Here is a 19,732-nt window from a genome sequence, read left to right on the forward strand (position 1 = left end):
AGGCCCGCCAAAAACCGTGATCTGACCCACAACACCTACTCCTAAGCGTACTCTTCAGAGCGCGCTTAAGACCGGTCCTTCGCCTGACCGGCAAGGCGGCCGCTACCGGAGGCGTACCACGTTGCCGTCGCTGCGATGCGCGTTGCCGTCGGCATCGAATTCGCTGATCGCGTGGAGCGCAGGAGCACATCTCGGCTGCCGACGTAGTTCCAGCCCATCGCGACCGGCACGACCGCGACGCGGTCGGCCTTTCCATGACCGCGTAATCGATCGAATCGTCGAGCAAGGCTCCGAACGCGACCGCGTCAGGGTAGATCCGCGAGCCCTCGGTACGCGCCTTGTGCATCGCCTTCTACGTGGCAGTCAGGATGCCCGGGTCGAACTGCGCCAAGGCCTAAAGATAGGCATCGGCTAGAAACAGGAAGATCCCGACGTTCCAGGCGTAATCGCAAGCGCGATGGCCGGTGCGGTATTGCGACCTATCGGGTCTCGAATCAGCGCCCTGCAGTGTCGCGCCCGCGTCCGTCAGTTGCTGCTCGACTAGGTCCGCATGACAAGCGTTCGCGACGACGATCAGTGCGACAAAGCGCTCGCCGAACGCCCGCCCCGTCGTAAGCTGCAGCATCGTCTTGTCCGCGGTTAGGCCAGCATCTGCTTGGGCATCTCGGGCCGCGGCATCGGCCACAGGCGCGTGCCCGAGCCGCCTGAAAGAATAACCGGAACGATCTTACGTACGGTCATGAAGCCTCCTGCTGGCGCCGAGCTATAACGTGGCAGCTTCGCACGCCAACCGGCCAATGCCGTGCTAGCGGTCGACGAACGATAAGCGCATCGTCGGGATCCCCTTACCCAACGATCCAACACGGAACACGGCCGCGACCCTTACGATCGTTGCAGCCTTAGCCGTACCGTCAGTCATGCGCCTGCAATCGAGCACGCGGGTATTGGGTCAACTACGGTGCCTCTCAAGCTCCTTACCCGCCCCCTGCGCGCAATAGCGGTTTCTCATAAACCCAAGTCGGTCTAACGGAGTATCAGCAACCTCGGTCGGGTGGTATCCCCCTCCGATTTGATTTGAAGGTGTGGGTTGAGTATTAAACATTCGGAAGGCGCTCCCGTTACGGACGCACGTGTAGCTCGTAAAAGCTGGCGTCCACGTGCATCCACGCTGCGCATACGTATGGTATTAGCGCTGCTGACGCTTGATCTGGGGTGTATAACCCTAAGCTTCAGCCTTGCCGCGCTGCTACGCGATTACTTCCTGGGTACTTCAAATTGGGCATTCTTTCTGCTCGTAATGTTACCAATCTATGTAATCGCGGCGATTAATGCTCACGGCTATTCGGCTTTTAACGCTCAGGATCCTTTTCGGGCGATCGCGAAGGGCTTGCAGGCGTTCCTATTAGCATTATGCGCAGCCATAATCGCTGCATTTGCATTGAAAACGTCAGATATATTTCCTCGTCTCGTTGTATTAATAGGATCTATTTTTGTAGTATTAACGCTTTCTATAGGACGATATCTATTTGCCCGACATATGGAAAAGGTTATAGGTGGAAATCCGTTCAGCGTAGTTCTACTCCGTGATGGTGACGCTCTAGTTCCACAAGGAGCCTACTCTATCGTTATGTCAACAAATGGTGCATTTGATCCAGAAAGTCACGATCCGGTCATGTATGACCGATTAGCTACGTCACTCGCACACGCCGATCGGGTTATCGTTGCCTGCAACCCCGAACGTCGTATTGCATGGGCGCATGCCTTAAAGGGAGCGAACATTCAGGGTGAGATATTTGCGCCTGAATTGCATTCCCTTTCTCCGCTGGGCATTGCAAGCTACGGGGGAACGCCCACCTTTATAGTTGCAACCGGCCCGCTTGGACTGGTTGATCGGATTATCAAACGTATTTTTGACCTTGTGATTGCCGGCGCTGCCTTAGTTATCTTGCTACCTTTGTTCGTTGCCGTTGCTATTTTGATAAAACGGGATACCCCTGGTCCTGTGCTGTTCATGCAGACTCGGATCGGTCGGAGCAATAAGATGTTTCGAATAAGAAAATTCCGTAGCATGCGCGTTGATGGATCCGACGGTGCGGGGCACCGTTCGACCCAACGCGAAGACGATCGTGTCACCAAAGTCGGCCGATTCATACGACGCACCAGCATCGACGAATTGCCACAGATCCTGAACGTATTAACAGGCGAAATGAGCATAGTTGGCCCTCGGCCGCATGCACTAGGATCCCGTGCAGCTGACAAGCTTTTCTGGGAGGTCGATCACCGATACTGGCATCGTCATGCTACTAAACCAGGGCTTACTGGCCTAGCTCAGGTTCGCGGATACCGCGGTGCCACATTGATCGAGGCAGACCTTGAGAACCGCTTGCAAGCCGATTTAGAGTACTTAGAAAATTGGTCAATTTGGCGTGATTTAAAGATCATCGTCCGTACCTTCCGTGTCCTGCTTCATCGGAATGCCTACTGAAGTTTACGGTGAGCTTCTCAACCGCAGCGTAGCGCTCCCCAGACTAAAGGAAGACGTAGCGGCAATCCGAGCGATGATTGTGCGATGGACGCAACCGCTGCGCGACTGGAGGTGGACATGTGCCGCTACCTGCATAACGAGGAGCGGAGCCGACGACGCCAATGCCCCGACAAGTAACAACGTCACTTTTATTTAACGCCGTGGGCAGGAGCTGTGCACCCTTCAGACGTCAATAGTCGGTTTCCGAACGATAAAACACACGTGGACTAACCCGCCAATTGTCATTGGCGGTGCAATTCTCCCCATAAGTGGCGTTTGAATATTCCCCACTTCTTTCGTGCATGCTCCCCCGACCAGGGGGCCGTCGCGATGAAGAAGCTTGGAGATCTGATGATGATCCTGGATTTACACCGGCAAGGGTTGAAGGTGGCCGCTATCGCTCGGCAGGCGGGGGTCGACCGTAAAACGGTCCGCAAATACATCGCGAGAGGCCTGGAGCCGCCTTGCTACGGTCCACGGCAACCACGGACGCGTGTCATAGACACACACGTTGCTTATCTGCGGGCGCGGCTCGTTGAGTATCCGGGGCTGACGGCGCAACGCCTGCACCGTGAAATCGCAGGACGCGGTTACGCAGGTGGCTACAGCATGGTGCGCGACGAGGTCCGCGCGCTACGCCCTGCCGGTGGCGGCAAAGCGTATGCCGTTCGCTTCGAGACTCTACCCGGAGAGCAGGCCCAGGTCGACTTCGCCCAGTTCCGCGTCAGCTTCACAGCCGAGCCTGGCGTCGTGCATATCGTCTGGCTGTTCTCGATGGTCCTTGGCTACTCGCGTTTGATCTGGGGGCGCTTTGCCCATCGCCAGACAATGCAGACGGTACTTGCCTGCCACAAGGCGGCGTTTGAAGCCTTCGGCGGCGTGCCGCGCCAGATCCTGTATGATCGTATGAAAACCGCGGTAATCGGTGAGGATGCCGACGGGCAGGTCATCTACAACCGTACGCTTGGCGATCTGGCGCAGCATTACGGCTTCCTGCCCAAGGCCTGCCGTCCCTATCGACCGGAGACCAAGGGCAAGGTCGAGCGGCCGTTCCGGTACATCCGCGAGGATTTCTTCCTCGGCGGCATCTTCCGCGATCTCGACGACCTCAATCTGCAGTTCAAAGCATGGCTGAGCGACGTCGCAAACCCCCGCCTGCATGCGACGACCAGCCGGGTCGTGAACGAGGCTTTCGCCGAAGAGAAGCCGACGCTGCTACCGTTGCCACTCATTCCATTTGGCGCAGTTCTCAAGCTGGATCGCCGGATCAGCTCTGAGGGCATGGTGAGCGTTGGCGGCAATTATTACTCGGTTCCCGACGCCACACGCCGGCGCATAGTCGAGGTCCACAGCATGGCCGACGAGATCAGGATCTTCGAGGACGACCGGCTTATCGCCTGCCATCCGATGTTGGACGGCAGGCGGCAGCGGTCCCTGCTCGAAGGCCACCGGGTTTCCAGAAGTTCACGAATGCAGGTGCCAATCTCACCTGCATTCAACGGCGACCTCGTCGCGCTGCGTCCGCTCGATATCTACGAAGCGGTTGGACGTCGGCTTGCCGCAACGGGGATTGTCGCATGAGCGCCTTTCTCCCGGATCTTAAAACGTCCCTGCTCGACCGGATCAAGACCAGCATGGTCGGGCTGAAAATGCCACGGGCGATCGAGGTGGTCGACGCCTGTATCGGCAGGCTCGACCACGGCGAGATCACCGCGCTCGAGGCGATCGAGCAGCTGCTGTTCGAAGAGCTTACATTCCGCGAAAACCGCCGCATCAAAACGGCGCTGGTGATGGGCAGGCTCGGTTCGATCAAGACGTTGGCCGGGTATGACTTCTCGTTCCAACCCTCGCTCGACAAATCGCGTATCATGGCGCTCGCCGAACTGAACTTCGTCGACCGGTGCGAGGTCGTCCATCTCCTCGGACCGCCCGGCACCGGCAAAAGCCATCTCGCGACTGCGCTGGGCGTCGAAGCCGTCAAAGCCGGCAAGAGCGTGTACTTCCTGCCCTTGGCCGATCTGATCGACGCGCTTGCCAAGGCTGAGCGCGAAGGCACGCTGCGCGAGCGGATCCGTTTCTACTGTCGTCCCGCGCTGCTGATCGTCGACGAGATTGGTTACCTGCCCGTTGTGCCGGGCGGAGGAAACCTCTTCTTCCAACTCGTCAACGCGCGGTACGAAAAGGGCTCGATGATCCTCACCTCAAACCGCGGCTTTGCCGAATGGGGCGAAATCTTCGGAAGCCCAGTCGTTGCGACCGCGCTGCTCGACCGCCTGCTTCATCATGCCATCGTCCTCCAGATCGAAGGCTCGAGCTACCGCCTGCGCCGCCACGCAGATCTCCTGCCCGAGAATATTCGCCCAGCAGCTGCCACCGCGTCGTCAGGTCTGGCCGAACCCAAACGGCGGGGCCGTCCGCCTAAAAACGGAGGCGCCAGCCAACAACCTCACAGCACCTGACGTACCGCAAAAGTGGGGAACATTACTTCGCCACTTCCGGGGAATATTCCACCGACGTTGACAGCCAATCGGCAAATAACGGGTCGGGACACTGTACAGGGACGGTTCGCAGTTCGCAGTGGAATACGAAGCTCGACAAAGTGAGAGTAAATGTCTTACGATAATTAAACGTCGGCTCCTCGCCATTCGGCCCGGTTACGCAGCCCTTATACCGCGTATGGAAAATACCGGTCCAAGCACTGTCGTGATATGCCGCGATAATTAAACTCTATAGTAGTTCCGATACCATTTCACAAACCGCGGCACGCCTTCTGCGATGGTCGTCCGCGGTTCGAAACAAAGATCACGCTGGATCGCCCCAATGTCTGCGAAAGTGTCGCGCACATCGCCAGGCTGCATGGGTAGCAGGCAACGCGTTGCAGTACGGCCGCAGGCTTGCTCGATTACCGAGATCATTTCGCTAAGATCTTCGGAGCGACTGTTGCCAATATTGTAGATGCTGTGCGGGCTTGTACTTCCACCTGCCTTAGCCACGCCGTCGTCGACGGGGGGATTGTCCAGGCACGCGATAACGCCAGCAACGATGTCGTCGATATAGGTGAAGTCGCGCCGCATCCGGCCCTTGCCGAACACATTGATCGGCCGGCCGTCGAAGATCGCCTTGGTGAACAGCCACATCGCCATGTCGGGCCTACCCCAGGGGCCATACACGGTAAAGAACCTCAGCCCGGTCTGCGGCAGGCGGTAGAGATGCGCGTAGGTCTCGCTCATCAGCTCGTCCGCCTTCTTGGTGGCAGCATAGAGCGACAAGGGCTGGTCGACGCGGTCCTCGACGCGGAATGGCAGGGTGTCGTTGCCGCCATATACCGAGGACGACGATGCGTAGACGAGATGCTCGACCCGACGGTGGCGCCCGATCTCGATTATGTTGAGATGCCCGGCAAGATTGGCCTGGAGATAGGCACGCGGATTCTCGATCGAATAACGGACGCCGGCCTGCGCGCCGAGATGAACGATGCGGTCGAAATGTTCACCGTCAAGCTGGGCGTCGAGCGCAACGTGATCGGAAAAATCTACCTGCCTGAAGGTGAAGCCCTCGTTTGAGTTGGCGTCATTTTTGCCAAGCTCGGCCAGTCGCGCATGCTTCAGCGTGACGTCGTAATAATCGTTGAGGCTGTCGATACCGAGCACTGTGTCGCCGCGAGCGAGGAGGTGACGACTGACGTGGAAGCCGATAAACCCGGCCGCGCCGGTAACGAGAACGCGCATAAGGTGTCTCCTGTATCGCTCAGGCCTTACGGAACGTCCGTCCCGCCCGGCAAGCGGCATCGGCACCCTCCAGGTAACTCGCCCAAGCAGCCGGGACCGCGTTCCAAGGTGCAGGGCCAGGCGCCCTACAACCAGCAGCGGACCTCGAACGCGCGAACGCGCTGTCAAGGCAGACCTCGGTCGACCGCATTTTGCCCTGATGCTCGGCACCCCTTCGTAAGGAGGCACTGAAATAGCCGCATACGCCAAGGCAAACGATCCGCGCAGGTAGGCCTGACACGAAACACCATTGTCAACGGTGGCAGAATTCGCCCAGAACGGACGTTAGTCAAAGATCCAAAACGCGAAGTCGAACTGCGACAGACCTGCACATTAAAGCAAATATACCGTTCTGCCAACACATTTATATATCACTTCAACGCGAAAACAATGATTCCGTGCTTGTTCTTACGTTTCCCAACAAGCTGAATAAGGTCGGCAGGCGTCACCTGCTTTTCGACAATAAAAATGCTATACCCTTTCCGCCCCCTTGTAAGTTCATGACGGAATGAACATCACTGATGCGACTTTCATCTCTCGACAGAATCGACATGGTTGCAGATCTCTGATCTCAAGAGAGGAAGCTTTTCTATAGCAACATCATGGTATACTACGAGTCTACTCGTAGCGTATGCCGCTTCACATCCGCCTTTGTCACGATACAGGTCATTAAAGCCAACACGACGGCAGCGCCGCGACGATGATAACTTTGCAAGGGTGTGATTGGGGCAGTTCTAGGTGGATGGACCGCGATCTGGAGCAAACGACAGAGCCTAAGTATCGCGATCGATACCGATCATGACCATGAAGACACAAAATGCCATACCACCTTCGGTTTTCAGCAACATTGGTATTGTTTTGATATTGCAGACGTGACAGCATGTGTCAGTCCGAGGATCCGGATGGTACTGCCGAACACTGTCGACGAGGTCACGGGGCAAGAGATCCCGATGAACCGAGCGACATACTGTTCACCGACTGCTTCCGAACAGGGTCGGCAGCAGTCGATATCGCGCAGCATCATCCATGGGAGCAGATCGGCAACATAGGGGGTGATAGAATGGTGTTGTTCAGGGCGTTGATGACCACGACATGTTGTGTGGCCGCGTTGATTGCGTTGCCGGCTCAAGCCAAGGCCCAGTCGTCGGATGCGGGGGTGCCGAATAGAGAGGCATTGAATACAGGTGCTGGCGACGTTGCGCAGGACGGACAGACCGCGATCGGCGATCCCGTCGCGTCTGCCAAGCTGGCTGCGGATACGGCACGTACCGGGGAACAGCGCGAAGGGTCGGACGTCGTCGTGACCGGTACGCGCATCACGCGTCCGAACAACCGGTCTGCCGCGCCGATCGTCACGACGACCGCTGCGGAAATCGCCGCGCAAGGCGCGACGACGATCGAGGAGGTGTTGAACCGTCTGCCGCAGGTCCAGGTGAACTCGGAACAGAATTTCAGCGATTCCGAAGGTCGCCAGCGCATCAAGCTGCGCAGCCTGGGGTATGAGCGGACGCTGACGTTAATCGACGGCCTTCGCATCGGACTGGCCAACACAGTCGACGTTGGCATCATCCCTAACGCGCTGGTCGAGCGGATCGACGTGCTGACCGGCGGTGCCTCGTCCGTCTACGGCTCGGACGCGGTGTCAGGCGTCGTCAACTTTGTCCTGAAGAAGAACTTCGAAGGCATCCGTCTCGACGCGAACTACAGCTTCTTCAACCACGACAATGGCAGCAACGCCGTCACTGAGGCTGCGGACCGTGCGGGGTTCAATGCCAAGCGCGGATTAACCAACGATGGCGGCCGCTCGGACGTGAGCCTGGCGGCGGGCGCCAATTTGTTCGGCGACCGGGTGAACATCACCGGCTTCGTCAACTATCGCCAGTCCAATCCGGTCGAGCTGGGCGATCGTTCGTATTCAGTCTGCGAGGCGGTACAGCCGACCAACACCTCGCCCCTCGGCTGTTCGCGCGCCAGCTTCACGCCGGCGGGCACGATCATTCCGCAGTCGGGACCGCGCGCCGGCCAGATCCTGGTCAACAACCCCAACGGCAACGGCACCTTCATTCCGATCAACAGCGGACCACCGGGCACGTCTGCCAACCCGTATGACAATTGGGCGGTCCAGCGCGCCTTCGATCGCATCAACCTTGGCGGCTTCCTGACCGCGAAGATCAGCGACGACATCGAGCTTTATGGCAACGGGCTGTTCTACCGCGACAAATCGTACAACACGCAGCTTAATCGCACCTTCAACTTCGGCGCGTATGGCACGGATCCGTTCCGAGTGAATTGCGACAACGCGTTCCTGTCGAGCTCCCAAGCACGCGATCTGTGCGGCGACAATGCCGGCATCGCCGGGCAATATGCTCCGATCGACGTCCGCTATCGCTTCGACGGACTGCCTCTGGTGCAGCAGCGCTTCACCAACGAGGGGTACCGGATCGTCGCAGGACTGCGCGGGCGCGGGCTAAACAATGTATGGTCCTACGATCTCGCAGGCATGATCTCTCGCGCACGCCTCGACACCATCGACGTGCCGTTAGCGCGCTACGACAACATCAACCGCTCGCTCGACGTCGTGCGGGTCAACGGTACGCCGACCTGTCGTGCAGTCGTCAACGGTACCGATCCGTCATGCGTGCCCTTCAACGCGTTCGCACCGTTCAATCAGGACGCCGCACTAAACCAGTATCTGTATGGCGGCGCGACCGGTGGGGTCAGCACGCGTATTCCGCGGCTGTTGCAGTTCGTCGGCACCGTCAGCGGCGACCTGGGTAAATACGGCGTCACTTCGCCGCTTGCCGAACAGGGCATCGCGATCGCTCTGGGTGCCGAATATCGCGAGGAGATGGAACGCACGATCGTCAACGAGATCTTCCAGCAGAACAATGGCGGCGAGAACCAGCGCTTCACCCAGAGCATCCTAGAGGCCAATGCCGAGATACAGGCGCCGCTAATCGAACACCGCCCGTTCGCAGAGCTGTTGCAAGTCAATGCAGGCTACCGCGTGTCGCAGTACAACCGGCTCGACGGCAAGTTCGATACCTGGAAGGTCGAGGGCCTCTGGTCGCCGGTGTCCGACATCACTCTGCGTGCGTCTTATAACAAGTCCCAAGCCGCACCGGGCGTCAGCACCGCGCAGGGTGCAGCCAACATTTTCTGGAACCAGGGTTTTTATTCCGACCCTTGTGCGCCGCAGGTTGATCCGTCGAACCCCAATGGCGGGCGCCTCGCGCCATCCGCGACGTTGCAACAATGCCGCAACACCGGCCTTCCCGACAATCTCTACGGTAGCGCCTCGCTGATCTGCCCGGACGATCGATGCACCGTGCGTGAGGGCGGATTCAACCTGACGCCGGAAAGTGCCTACACCAAGACGTTCGGCGTCGTGCTGCGCCCCCGCTTCTTGCCCGGCCTGACGGTATCGATCGACCGTTGGCTGATCGACCTGAAGGACCAGCTCGACTTCCTCCAGCCGCAAAACATCATCGGCGAGTGTCTGGCCACCGGGAACGAGTATTTCTGCCGCGGCATCGTTCGCAATCCCGACACCGGTACGCTGTCCAGTTCGCCTGCGACCAGCCCGGCAACAGGTTGGGTCGCACGCGGTTCGGCCAATGGCTACAAGTCCCAGTCGCACGGCTGGGATTTCCAGGGGCAGTATGCCGTCGGCCTGGGCCCCGTTGGGCGGCTCGACATGAGCTTCAACGGTACCCTGATGACTCGTGTCGGCTCGCAATCGTCGCCGACGATCGAACCGCGGGACTGCGTGGGGTATTTCGGCAACCTGTGCGGTGAAAGCATGCCGCGCTGGGCTCACCAACTCCGCACCACCTGGACAGCGCCCGATCGCACGACCAGCCTGTCTGTCAACTGGCGTCACCGTGGCGCGATGCCACTCGACAACTATGCGCCTGCAGACACCGGCATCCCAGCGCAGGACGCAAGCGCACTACGCGATCAGTATCCAGGCGTGGGTTCGTACAACTGGATCGACGTCGCGCTGAGCTTCGACATCAACAAGCAGATGACGTTCCGGCTTGCGGCGAACAACGTGTTCGACCGCGATCCACCCCTCATTCCGGATAGCCGTTCGCGGATCGGGTTGCTCCGCGGCAATACCGTGATGGGGTACGATTTGCTCGGGCGGCAGCTCGTCGCAGGTGTGTCCCTGCGGCTATAATAACATCAGACATCTGATCCCGGGGTCCCGATCCATGTCGATCGAGACCCCGGGATATCTAATCTTTCACTCCTATCCACCACTAGAAGCCTTACAGACGGGGTGATGGGACTGGCGGGAACAGCCAGCCTAAACGCCTAAGAACGCGGGGCTCGCCGTCTAAACTGCCATGAGAGCAACAGTTGAGCACCGGCCTAACGGTCGCGGTAAGAGATGACGCATGATCTGGTCGCTGTTATACGGGCGTCGATCCGCGCAGGCGCGCCTGCAGATCCTCCCATTCGCGCGTCAACTGAGCCTCCTCAAGGCGTTTATTTTGGCTTCGGTGCAGCTGCATCTTCTGCTGCTGGCGAGAGCGTATCGCGATGACGGCAAGGCCGACAACGCCAGTAGAGGCAAACCCGAGCGCGATTTCTAACCAAGGCATCAGCTTCTCCCCATCCAGGTCCAGGGACTTCATAGCAGCCAATACGGTCCAATTCGCCTTCTAACCACTGGAGCCTTCACCACAGCGAAAAACAACGTCACGCTCCGCAAGGGCACGGGGGATGACGCATGAAGCTCGCCTGCTCGTCGATGTGGTCAAGGTGGCCCAAGCTAGAAGAAGACGCAGGTTAACTCTTCGCTCCTGTTAGCTTTTAAGTTAAATCAGTACCCGCTCCACCTCGTCCAGCGTTACGTCATCAGACCGACGATCATATAGCTGGGTAGTGCGGGTGGAGGCATGGTTCGCCATCGTCGCGGCCCGCTCCAACGTTCCACCATTTTTCAGGTAAGCGGTGATCCCGGTCGCCCGGAACGAGTGGTTGCCGATCACTGTCTCGATGTCGGCCGCAACGGCACGACGACGCACCATCTGGAAAGCATTTGCCTGCGGCAGAGGTGTATCGCTTAATCGCTTAGTCCCGCGCGCGATTGTTCGGAACAACGGCCCTTTGCGATCCTCACGTAGATCGCACCCGTCGAGATAGGCGCTCAGATACTCTTCCAGATTATGGTGACACGGCATCTCATGCCGCTTGCCGCCCTTCTCATGCAGACGCACCCATAGGCGCCGGTTCTGCACGAACACATCCTCGACACGCATCCCCAGCGCGGCGCCGATCCGTGCGAACGAATAGACCATCAGGCCAATCAGCGCCCGATCACGCAAACCGGCCGGCGTCGTTACGTCAATCGCGTCCAGCAGGCGCCGCGCCTCGTCGGGCGCGAGCACCGACGTCTTGCCGCGCCGGACGCTGTGCGTGGGGCCCCGCACTGAGGCGGCCGGGTTCGTCGGGATAACCTGGCCGGTGACCAGCCAGTCGAACAGATGTCGCACACCGGCGAGCCGCTGCTTGACGGTTGGCACACTGACTTCGCGACCGAGCTGCTCGACCCATGCGGCGACATGCAGCGGCTGCACGCCTGCGATCGATGTGACCCCGCGTGCGTCACACCAGCCCAGAAACTCACCGGCTGCGCGCGCATAGGCACGGCGCGTATGCGCATTGCGGATCGTAACGGCGAAGAACTCCAGGAAACGGCGTTGGCCGCGTTCGTCAGCCGATGCCACCAGCGCGGGTAGCACCAGGGCGGGGGGCGCCAAGGTGATGGCCTGCATCATGACGTGACAGCTGGGACAGGACGCTCATACAGCGTCACGACGCCGGGTTTGTCGGCCAACGCAGCACCCCAGTGCTCGAACGGCGCGATTGTCGGCAACCCGATCGGCAGCATTGTGGTCAGCTCCGGCCAGATCCTTTCGGTCTCGGCCACGGTGAACAGCTTGCTGGCATCGTCGTCGTCGACAACCAGCGCGAGCACGAACATCTCCCCGTTGCCATTCACTGCCACACCCGCAACGACCGAGCCAATCGTCGCCCAGGATGCCGCGCGCTCGCGACCCGCAATCGCCAGAACCAGGCCGGCTTGCGAGACCGCTTTGACGACGTTGCCCTCTGCCAGGCTACGCAACGTGCGGTGTCCTAGCATAGCGGGACCCCGCGGACCGTGGCGTCGCCAACGAGGATCTTCGCGACACCGGCCCCGACGATGGTGTTCACGCGACCAAGGGCGGTTTCAATCGTGTCGCCGGGGAAGGTGATCTCGACGACGTGCGAGTTAGCAACGGGCAGGCCATCAGCGTCGATGACGATCGGCTGGGGCACGAGCTGGACGCGGTAGATCATGAGCGATGCTACCCCGTCTCCTACATACGATAAAGGACATTATCATATGTCGTCGCTGTCGCTTTGGAGTGATATGCCAGCCCTCCAGAACTGCCATTCTTAATCGCATGGAAAGAATGAACGCGCACTCATTGTGCAAATGCAGCATAAACGCGTTGACGGGTCTTACCTTAATGGAGTGACGACGCTACTGCGCGGCGGGGGCCACATGATGAGAATGAGCAAAGACTCGAGGACTCGACAAAACGCATTCCAACCTTTCTGCCATGATCAAGAATGGATCAGATCGCTATGAAGATCGCAATATTTGGTCTTGGCTACGTCGGGCTTTCCAACGCCGTGCTTCTTGCACAGCACAATGAAGTCGTTGCCGTCGATATTACAACCGAGCGCGTCGATATGCTTAACGCGCGGACGTCGCCAATTGTCGATGCGGAACTGGAAATGTTTCTGGAGACGAGGCAACTCGACCTCACTGCAACGCTCGACACTCACCAAGCTCTGGCCGGAGCAAACTATGTAATTATCGCGACGCCAACGAACTATGATGCTGACACGAACAAGTTCGACACGTCGTCGGTCGAAGCGGTGATCCGGATGTCGATCGACTTGAATCCCAATGCGATAATCGTCGTAAAGTCAACCGTGCCCGTTGGCTTCGTAAAGGGCGTCCGCGCGCGCTTCGGCACCGACCAGGTCATCTTCAGTCCGGAATTCCTGCGTGAAGGCCGCGCGCTATACGACAACCTGCATCCGTCGCGGATCATTGTCGGCGAGCGCTCTGAACGGGCGCAGATCTTCGCAGACCTGCTTTTGCAGGGTGCGGAGAAGGCCGATGTCGAGGTCCTCTTCACAGACGCCAACGAAGCCGAGGCAATCAAGCTGTTCGCCAATACCTATCTCGCAATGCGGGTAGCGTTCTTTAACGAGCTGGACAGCTATGCGATCGCAGGAGGCATGGACACGCGCCAGATCATCGATGGCATCTGCCTCGATCCGCGAATCGGCGAGCACTATAACAATCCGAGCTTCGGCTATGGCGGCTATTGCTTGCCTAAGGACACCAAGCAGTTGCTGGCTAATTATTCCGAAGTGCCGCAGAACTTGATTCGTGCGATCGTCGATGCCAACCGCACGCGCAAGGATTTCTTGGCTGATCAGATTATCACGAAGCGCCCGACTAAGGTCGGAATATTTCGACTAGTGATGAAAGCTGGATCAGATAATTTCCGCCAGTCGTCTATCCAAGGAATTATGAAGCGTATTAAGGCAAAGGGCATAAAGGTCGTGATCTTCGAGCCAGCGTTGATTGAAGACCAGTTTTTTGGATCCGAAGTGATCCGTGATCTTGAAGATTTCAAACGGCAAAGCGACATTATTGTTGCAAATCGCATGACCTCTGCGATAGAAGACGTGGCGGAAAAGGTTTTTACCCGAGATCTGTTCGGATCGGACTGAACCTCATGACGTAGCTAGGGGACGACGGTAGCCGCTGCTATCCCCTTCCCTTATCGCGCACTTAGGAAGCGCGCCTTCCAAGCCGCAGCCTCCGCCAGTCCCCATCGTTGTTCCAGGAATCGCCCCAAGGAGCGGCGCCCGACCGGAGCATTGCCTCATCTAGCCGGAAGCATTCGTGTCGTACGCTGGCGTGATACGGATCCGGTGCAAGCCAAAGCGCCTGATCCCACCGCACAAAAGCTTCATCGGCGCGTGCCAGTGTTTTCCGGAGCGTCCAGCGCTCTAAGGCAAGCTCGACCGAGCCTGAGCACGGATCGAACGACCGGACGATTAGCGCATCGCTTCGCGCTTGGCATACGGCCCGGTCAACGATTGCCATCTCGTCTGCGAGGTTTGCAGCGATTGGGATGAGCAGTAGCCGCGGTCGCTCGACATAGAAGTAGTTGGCAAGCGGCTGGTCGAATACGGGGGCGGCGCCTTCGATCTACTAGCGCGCCTACCCAGCGATGGCGAGCGTTCCGGCTATGACGGGGAAAACACAAAAAGGCTCGAGATCTACGTTGCCATTGATACGCCGGGCTATCTGCTGCCGCTCCACGTCACGCCGGCCAGTGCAGGCAACCACAGTGATGTGGACGGCTCGCTCATACCGCGCAGTCCGTCACCACCGACACCGTAGAACTTGCCTGGTCGATCAGAACAGGACTTCATGGCGTTGCTTCGCCCGACTTACGACTAAATAGCCCGTTTCCCTCGCCCTGGTTTATAGCAGCATATAGCCTGCAGGCCGCGAGCCTGTGCACGAAGATGACCGTTCAATCACCGCCGCTCACAGGCTCACTATATCTAAATACTGCAGGCTGTCAGCGTATCGGACCAGTCACGGCGCCTTGCTGTCCGCGATCGCGTTCAGGATTGCCTTACCGTAATTGGTCTTCTTGAACCGTTCGCCGGCCTCGCGCGCCTGATCGATGGTGATGAAGCCTTGGTGGAATGCGATCTCCTCCAGGCACGCGATCTGGATGCCCTGACGGTGCTGGATCGTCCGGACGAACTCGCTAGCCTCAAGCAGACTGTCGTGCGTGCCGGTATCGAGCCAGGCATAGCCGCGGCCCATCTGTTCGACGAACAGGTCGCCGGCATCCATGTAGAGCCGGTTGAGATCGGTAATCTCGAGTTCGCCTCGCGCTGACGGCTTCAGATCTCTGGCGAGCTGAACGACGCGATTGTCGTAGAAATACAGGCCGGTGACCGCGTGGTTCGACTTGGGGGCCTCGGGCTTCTCCTCGAGGCTGATCGCCTTGCCGCCTTCGCCGAACTCGACCACGCCGTAACGCTGGGGATCCTCGACACGGTAGGAGAACACCGTCGCGCCGCTCTTGCGCGCAACGGCGCTCGCCAGCAGGTCGGTCAGGTACGCGCCGAAGAAGATGTTGTCGCCGAGCACCAGCGCGACATTGTCATCGCCGATGAAGTCCGCACCGATCGTGAACGCCTGGGCAAGGCCCTCGGGCTTGGGTTGTTCGGCATAGGCGATGGTCAGGCCGAGAGCCGACCCGTCACCGAACAGGTTCTTGTAGTTGCCAATATATTCGGGGCTGGAGATGATCAGGATGTCGCGGATGCCGGCGAGCATCAGCACCGACAGCGGGTAATAGATCATCGGCTTGTCGTAGACCGGCAACAGCTGCTTGTTGACCGCTAGCGTCGCCGGATGGAGGCGCGTGCCCGAACCGCCAGCGAGAATGATGCCCTTCACGCGCGTGTCTCCTTGCTGGGTGCCCCGAGCAGTTCGTCGAGGATTTTGCCGAGCGCGGTCTGCCACGCTGACGGATGAATGCCGTAGTCACAGATGATCGCGTCGTGGCTGAGTAGCGAGTTGGCCGGCCGCGTTGCTGGTGTCGGGTATTCGGCGGTGGTGATGCCCTGCACCTCGGCGCTGGCACCACCGCGTACGGCGCTTTGTGTGAAGATCTCACGGGCGAAGCCTGCCCAGGTCACCGCGCCGGCGTTGCTGAAGTGATACGTACCGGTCGGTGCGGTAAGATCTTCGACGAGACGCATCGTCATTTTTGCGAGCGCGGCTGCCAAGTCGGAGGCTGACGTCGGGCTACCATGCTGGTCGTCGACCACCCGCAACGTCGGATTGGTCGCGCCGACGCGGAGCATCGTCTTAATGAAGTTGTTGCCGTGTGCGCTGACCACCCAGGCGGTGCGGACAATCGCGTACCGTGCACCCGACGTGCGAACCGCGAGCTCACCCCCAAGCTTCGAGGCGCCGTACACGCCGAGGGGCGCAACCGGATCGGTCACCTCCCACGCGCCGTAGCGGGTGCCGTCGAAAACGTAATCGGTCGAGACCTGGACAATCGGGATGCCAGCTTTGGCACAGCTTTCCGCGAAAGCCGCAGGCGCCATCGCGTTGACGGCCCAAGCAGTAACGATGTCACTCTCGGCCTTGTCGACGGCGGTGTAGGCACCAGCTGAGATGACCGCTGCCCAAGGCTGCGACGCAACCATCGCGGTAATCCCTGCGGTATCGCGCAGATCGAGTTCGTCGATGTCGATCGCGGTGACCGTCCAGCCTTCCGGCCAGGCGTAGCGCTTCAGCTCGGTACCGAGCTGGCCGTTACCACCGGTGACGAGGATCTGCTTCACGTCGCTCATACCGAAAGCCCGCGGCGCTGGTCAGCCTTGTGCTCGGCGACGATGGCTTCCCACCAATCCTGATTGTCGAGATACCAGGCGACGGTTTTTTCAATACCTGTCTCGAACGTCTCGACGGGCTCCCAGCCAAGCTCATTTTTGATGCGGCTCGCGTCGATCGCATAGCGCTTGTCGTGACCGGGACGGTCGGCGACGTAGGTGATCTGCGTCGCATACGACTGACCATCGGTGCGCGGGCGCAGACGGTCGAGGATCGTGCAGACGGTCTTCACGACCTCGAGGTTCTGCTTTTCGTTGTTTCCGCCGACATTGTAGGTCCGGCCAGGCTCACCCTTTTCGAATACCGCATGCAGCGCACGAACGTGATCCTCGACGAACAGCCAGTCGCGGACTTGGTCGCCCTTGCCGTAGACCGGCAGATCTGCGCCCGCGAGCGCCTTGACGATCATCAGCGGGATCAGCTTTTCGGGGAAGTGATACGGCCCGTAATTGTTCGAGCAGTTGGTGATCAGCACCGGCAGCCCGAACGTGTGACCCCAGGCACTGACGAGATGGTCGGAGCCTGCCTTCGATGCCGAGTAAGGCGAGCGCGGATCGTACGCCGTCTCTTCGGTGAACAGCCCGGTATCGCCAAGCGAACCATAGACCTCGTCGGTCGAGATGTGATGGAAGCGGAACGCCGCTCTCGCCTCGTCGTCTAGACCGAGCCAATAGGCGCGGGCTTCGCTGAGCATCGTGAAGGTGCCGACGACGTTGGTCTGGACGAACGCGCCGGGTCCGTCAATCGAACGGTCTACATGGCTTTCGGCAGCTAGATGCGTGACGATCTCGGGCTTGAACTCAGCGATCGCCGCCTTGACGGCCTCGGAGTCGCAGATATCGCCCTGGACGAACCGGTAACGGTTCGAGGTCGCGATGTGCTCGACCGTCGACAGCGTGCCGGCATAGGTCAGCTTGTCGAAGTTCAGGACCTCATGATCAGTGTTCTCGATCAGGTGACGAACGAGAGCCGAGCCGATGAAGCCGGCCCCGCCGGTGACGAAGATGCGCATGGTCTGTCCTTCAGGCGAGCGGCGCCAGCGGGCGGCCGTCATAGGAAAAGGGGCTGTCGAAATCGGCGAACAGCGGCTGGACCGCATCCTTGGCCGAAAGCTCAGGCGTGGTGCCAGCGGGCATCGGCCATTCGATGCCGATTGCGGCATCGTCCCAGCGGATGCCACCATCGCTCTCGGGTGCGTAGGTGTCCGAGCATTTGTAGCTGACTTCGCAATTGTCTTCCAGCGTCACGAAGCCGTGCGCGAAGCCGATCGGGATGAACAATTGGTGGCCGTTCTCGGTCGACAGCTCGGCCCCTACCCACCGGCCGTAGGTCGGCGAGCCCTTGCGGATGTCGACCGCGACGTCGAAGATCCGTCCGCGAACACACCGCACCAGCTTGTCTTGGCCGCGTGGCGGCGTCTGGAAATGCAGCCCGCGGAGCGTGAACGCGGGCACCGACAGCGAATGATTGTCCTGCACGAAGGTGCACGTGATGCCGAGCTTTTCGAAGGCGGGCACCGAATAAACTTCGGTGAACCAGCCGCGGCTGTCGCCGAAGCGCTTGGGGGTGATCATATTGACCGGGTTTTGAGATATGGTCATTCAATCGCTCCTTGCGAACCCCGCCTCTGTGTCATCACCTGTTCTCGATATATGGACACTTGACGACAACTCGGGGGATGTTGCCTACCAAGGATGATCCTGTGGAAATAGGTCGACCGAATTTTAACGCTGCGTATAATTTCGATACCATCGCACCCAGCGCGGAATACCGTCCGTGATCGGCGTGGCTGGCGCAAAGCCAAGCTCGCCACTGATCGCCGTAATGTCGGCATATGTCATAGGCACGTCGCCTGCCTGCATCGGCAGATACTCGCGAACTGCCTTTTTACCGAGCGCCTCCTCCAGCACCGAGATCAGCGTCTCGAGTTCCTCCGGTTGATTATTGCCGATATTGTAAAGCCTGTGCGGCGATACACTGCCGCCCGCCTTTGCCGTGCCGTCGTCCGGCGGTGGATTATCGAGCGTAGCGACTATTCCAGCAATTATGTCATCAATATACGTGAAATCGCGCTGCATCTTGCCATGGTTGAACACCTTGATCGGACGACCTGCTAGGATCGCATCGGTGAAAAGCCACATCGCCATGTCCGGCCGGCCCCACGGACCATAGACCGTGAAGAAGCGCAGCCCTGTTTGAGGGAGGCGGAACAAATGGCTGTAGGTCTCGCTCATCAGTTCGTCGGCCCGCTTGGTCGCCGCATAGAGTGATATTGGCCAATCGACGCGGTCCTCGACGCGGAACGGTATAGTCTTTGACGCACCGTAAACCGACGACGACGACGCATAGACCAGATGTGCCACACCGCGTTCGCGCGCCAGCTCGAGCATATTTACATGACCGGCGAGATTCGACGCGACATAGGCGCGGGGGTTTTCGAGCGAATAGCGTACCCCTGCTTGTGCGCCGAGATGCACGATCCGGTCGATTTCGTAGCCTGCAAGTGCTGCGTCCAGCGCTGCTGCATTGGCAAAATCAAGTTCGTGGAAGTGGAAGCGCTCGCCACCGGTTGCGGTCGCGATGGCGGCCAGCCGATCCCGCTTGAGCGACACCGGATAGTAATTGTTGAGATCGTCGATACCAATCACGGTATCGCCGCGAGCTAGCAACGCAAGCAGCATGCATACCAATAAACCCAGCCGCACCAGTTACTAAGATAGCCATTGCTACTGCCCCCGTGCCGCAAAATCCGTAACCTTAGTCTTGTGGCAGTCTGCGGCGACCCCAACGGCTCCCGCTTGACGCTTTTCTTCGCATCGCACAATGGAATATTAATACGCCTCGGGGCGTCGGAGTCGGATGCTTCACGACTTCCGGTGCCCAGTCAGCGTCGCGCCATCGCGTGCGACACCTGGAGTTTCG

General features: G+C 59.2%; 16 protein-coding genes and 1 pseudogene. 6 read left to right on the forward strand and 11 right to left on the reverse strand.

Going from position 1 to position 19,732, the window contains the following annotated elements; all coding sequences use genetic code 11:
* Positions 1 to 394: 394 nt before the first annotated feature.
* Together U1708_RS17650 and U1708_RS17655 are read right to left on the reverse strand one after the other, a co-directional pair.
* Positions 395 to 625 (reverse strand): hypothetical protein, encoded by a 231-nt coding sequence (locus tag U1708_RS17650; protein WP_332747355.1) that lies wholly within the window; start codon positions 623 to 625, stop codon positions 395 to 397.
* A gap of 14 nt (positions 626 to 639) precedes the next feature.
* A complete protein-coding gene (locus tag U1708_RS17655; protein ID WP_332747357.1) occupies positions 640 to 741 on the reverse strand; it encodes a sugar phosphate nucleotidyltransferase in 102 nt (33 codons plus the stop codon).
* Positions 742 to 1,180: 439 nt separating this feature from the next.
* Here U1708_RS17655 and U1708_RS17660 point away from each other — a divergent pair, with 439 nt between their 5' ends.
* The 3 genes from U1708_RS17660 (at position 1,181) to istB (ending at position 4,983) form a co-directional block, all read left to right on the forward strand.
* Complete coding sequence (locus U1708_RS17660) at positions 1,181 to 2,485, forward strand: exopolysaccharide biosynthesis polyprenyl glycosylphosphotransferase (protein WP_332747359.1); 1,305 nt, start codon at positions 1,181 to 1,183, stop codon at positions 2,483 to 2,485.
* 369 nt (positions 2,486 to 2,854) lie between these two features.
* The gene (gene istA / locus U1708_RS17665) at positions 2,855 to 4,105 is read left to right on the forward strand and encodes an IS21 family transposase (protein ID WP_332747361.1); all 1,251 of its coding nucleotides are present in this window, start codon (positions 2,855 to 2,857) and stop codon (positions 4,103 to 4,105) included.
* On the forward strand, positions 4,102 to 4,983 hold the full coding sequence (gene istB / locus U1708_RS17670) for an IS21-like element helper ATPase IstB (RefSeq protein WP_332747363.1): 882 nt from the start codon (positions 4,102 to 4,104) through the stop codon (positions 4,981 to 4,983). Before istA ends, istB begins: the two co-directional genes overlap by 4 nt.
* A gap of 261 nt (positions 4,984 to 5,244) precedes the next feature.
* On the opposite strand, the gene U1708_RS17675 is transcribed toward istB, so the two are convergent.
* The gene (locus tag U1708_RS17675) at positions 5,245 to 6,252 is read right to left on the reverse strand and encodes an NAD-dependent epimerase/dehydratase family protein (protein WP_332747366.1); all 1,008 of its coding nucleotides are present in this window, start codon (positions 6,250 to 6,252) and stop codon (positions 5,245 to 5,247) included.
* Between the two features lie 1,099 nt (positions 6,253 to 7,351).
* Here U1708_RS17675 and U1708_RS17680 point away from each other — a divergent pair.
* Both U1708_RS17680 and U1708_RS17685 read left to right on the forward strand, forming a co-directional pair.
* Positions 7,352 to 10,474 carry a TonB-dependent receptor plug domain-containing protein gene (locus U1708_RS17680; RefSeq protein ID WP_332747368.1) on the forward strand — a complete coding sequence of 1,041 codons (3,123 nt, stop codon included), beginning with the start codon at positions 7,352 to 7,354 and terminating at the stop codon, positions 10,472 to 10,474.
* A 220-nt stretch (positions 10,475 to 10,694) separates the two neighbouring features.
* Positions 10,695 to 10,892, forward strand: coding sequence for a hypothetical protein (locus tag U1708_RS17685; RefSeq protein WP_332747370.1), 198 nt, complete (start codon positions 10,695 to 10,697; stop codon positions 10,890 to 10,892).
* A gap of 225 nt (positions 10,893 to 11,117) precedes the next feature.
* On the opposite strand, the gene U1708_RS17690 is transcribed toward U1708_RS17685, so the two are convergent.
* The 3 genes from U1708_RS17690 to U1708_RS17700 are packed head-to-tail and all read right to left on the reverse strand — an operon-like array spanning position 11,118 to position 12,645.
* Complete coding sequence (locus U1708_RS17690; protein WP_332747373.1) at positions 11,118 to 12,080, reverse strand: tyrosine-type recombinase/integrase; 963 nt, start codon at positions 12,078 to 12,080, stop codon at positions 11,118 to 11,120.
* A complete protein-coding gene (locus U1708_RS17695; RefSeq protein WP_332747375.1) occupies positions 12,077 to 12,430 on the reverse strand; it encodes a hypothetical protein in 354 nt (117 codons plus the stop codon). The genes U1708_RS17690 and U1708_RS17695 overlap by 4 nt, the downstream gene beginning before the upstream one ends.
* Positions 12,431 to 12,441: 11 nt before the next feature.
* Positions 12,442 to 12,645 (reverse strand): hypothetical protein, encoded by a 204-nt coding sequence (locus U1708_RS17700; protein WP_332747377.1) that lies wholly within the window; start codon positions 12,643 to 12,645, stop codon positions 12,442 to 12,444.
* A 291-nt stretch (positions 12,646 to 12,936) separates the two neighbouring features.
* Between U1708_RS17700 and U1708_RS17705 the strand changes: the two genes are divergently transcribed.
* A complete protein-coding gene (locus U1708_RS17705) occupies positions 12,937 to 14,103 on the forward strand; it encodes a nucleotide sugar dehydrogenase (protein ID WP_332747452.1) in 1,167 nt (388 codons plus the stop codon).
* Between the two features lie 880 nt (positions 14,104 to 14,983).
* Here the strand turns inward: U1708_RS17705 and rfbA are convergent.
* From rfbA to U1708_RS17730, 5 genes and pseudogenes are all read right to left on the reverse strand, one after another.
* Entirely contained in the window at positions 14,984 to 15,862 is an 879-nt protein-coding gene (gene rfbA / locus U1708_RS17710) for a glucose-1-phosphate thymidylyltransferase RfbA (protein ID WP_332747380.1), read from the reverse strand.
* Complete coding sequence (rfbD, locus tag U1708_RS17715) at positions 15,859 to 16,770, reverse strand: dTDP-4-dehydrorhamnose reductase (protein WP_332747381.1); 912 nt, start codon at positions 16,768 to 16,770, stop codon at positions 15,859 to 15,861. The genes rfbA and rfbD overlap by 4 nt, the downstream gene beginning before the upstream one ends.
* On the reverse strand, positions 16,767 to 17,822 hold the full coding sequence (gene rfbB, locus U1708_RS17720; RefSeq protein WP_332747382.1) for a dTDP-glucose 4,6-dehydratase: 1,056 nt from the start codon (positions 17,820 to 17,822) through the stop codon (positions 16,767 to 16,769). The genes rfbD and rfbB overlap by 4 nt, the downstream gene beginning before the upstream one ends.
* Before the next feature lie 10 nt (positions 17,823 to 17,832).
* The gene (rfbC, locus tag U1708_RS17725; RefSeq protein WP_332747384.1) at positions 17,833 to 18,411 is read right to left on the reverse strand and encodes a dTDP-4-dehydrorhamnose 3,5-epimerase; all 579 of its coding nucleotides are present in this window, start codon (positions 18,409 to 18,411) and stop codon (positions 17,833 to 17,835) included.
* 123 nt (positions 18,412 to 18,534) lie between these two features.
* Positions 18,535 to 19,534, reverse strand: a pseudogene (locus U1708_RS17730) (NAD-dependent epimerase/dehydratase family protein).
* Positions 19,535 to 19,732 lie beyond the last annotated feature (198 nt).

The organism is Sphingomonas arabinosi, assembly GCF_036663715.1.
Lineage (GTDB): Bacteria > Pseudomonadota > Alphaproteobacteria > Sphingomonadales > Sphingomonadaceae > Sphingomonas.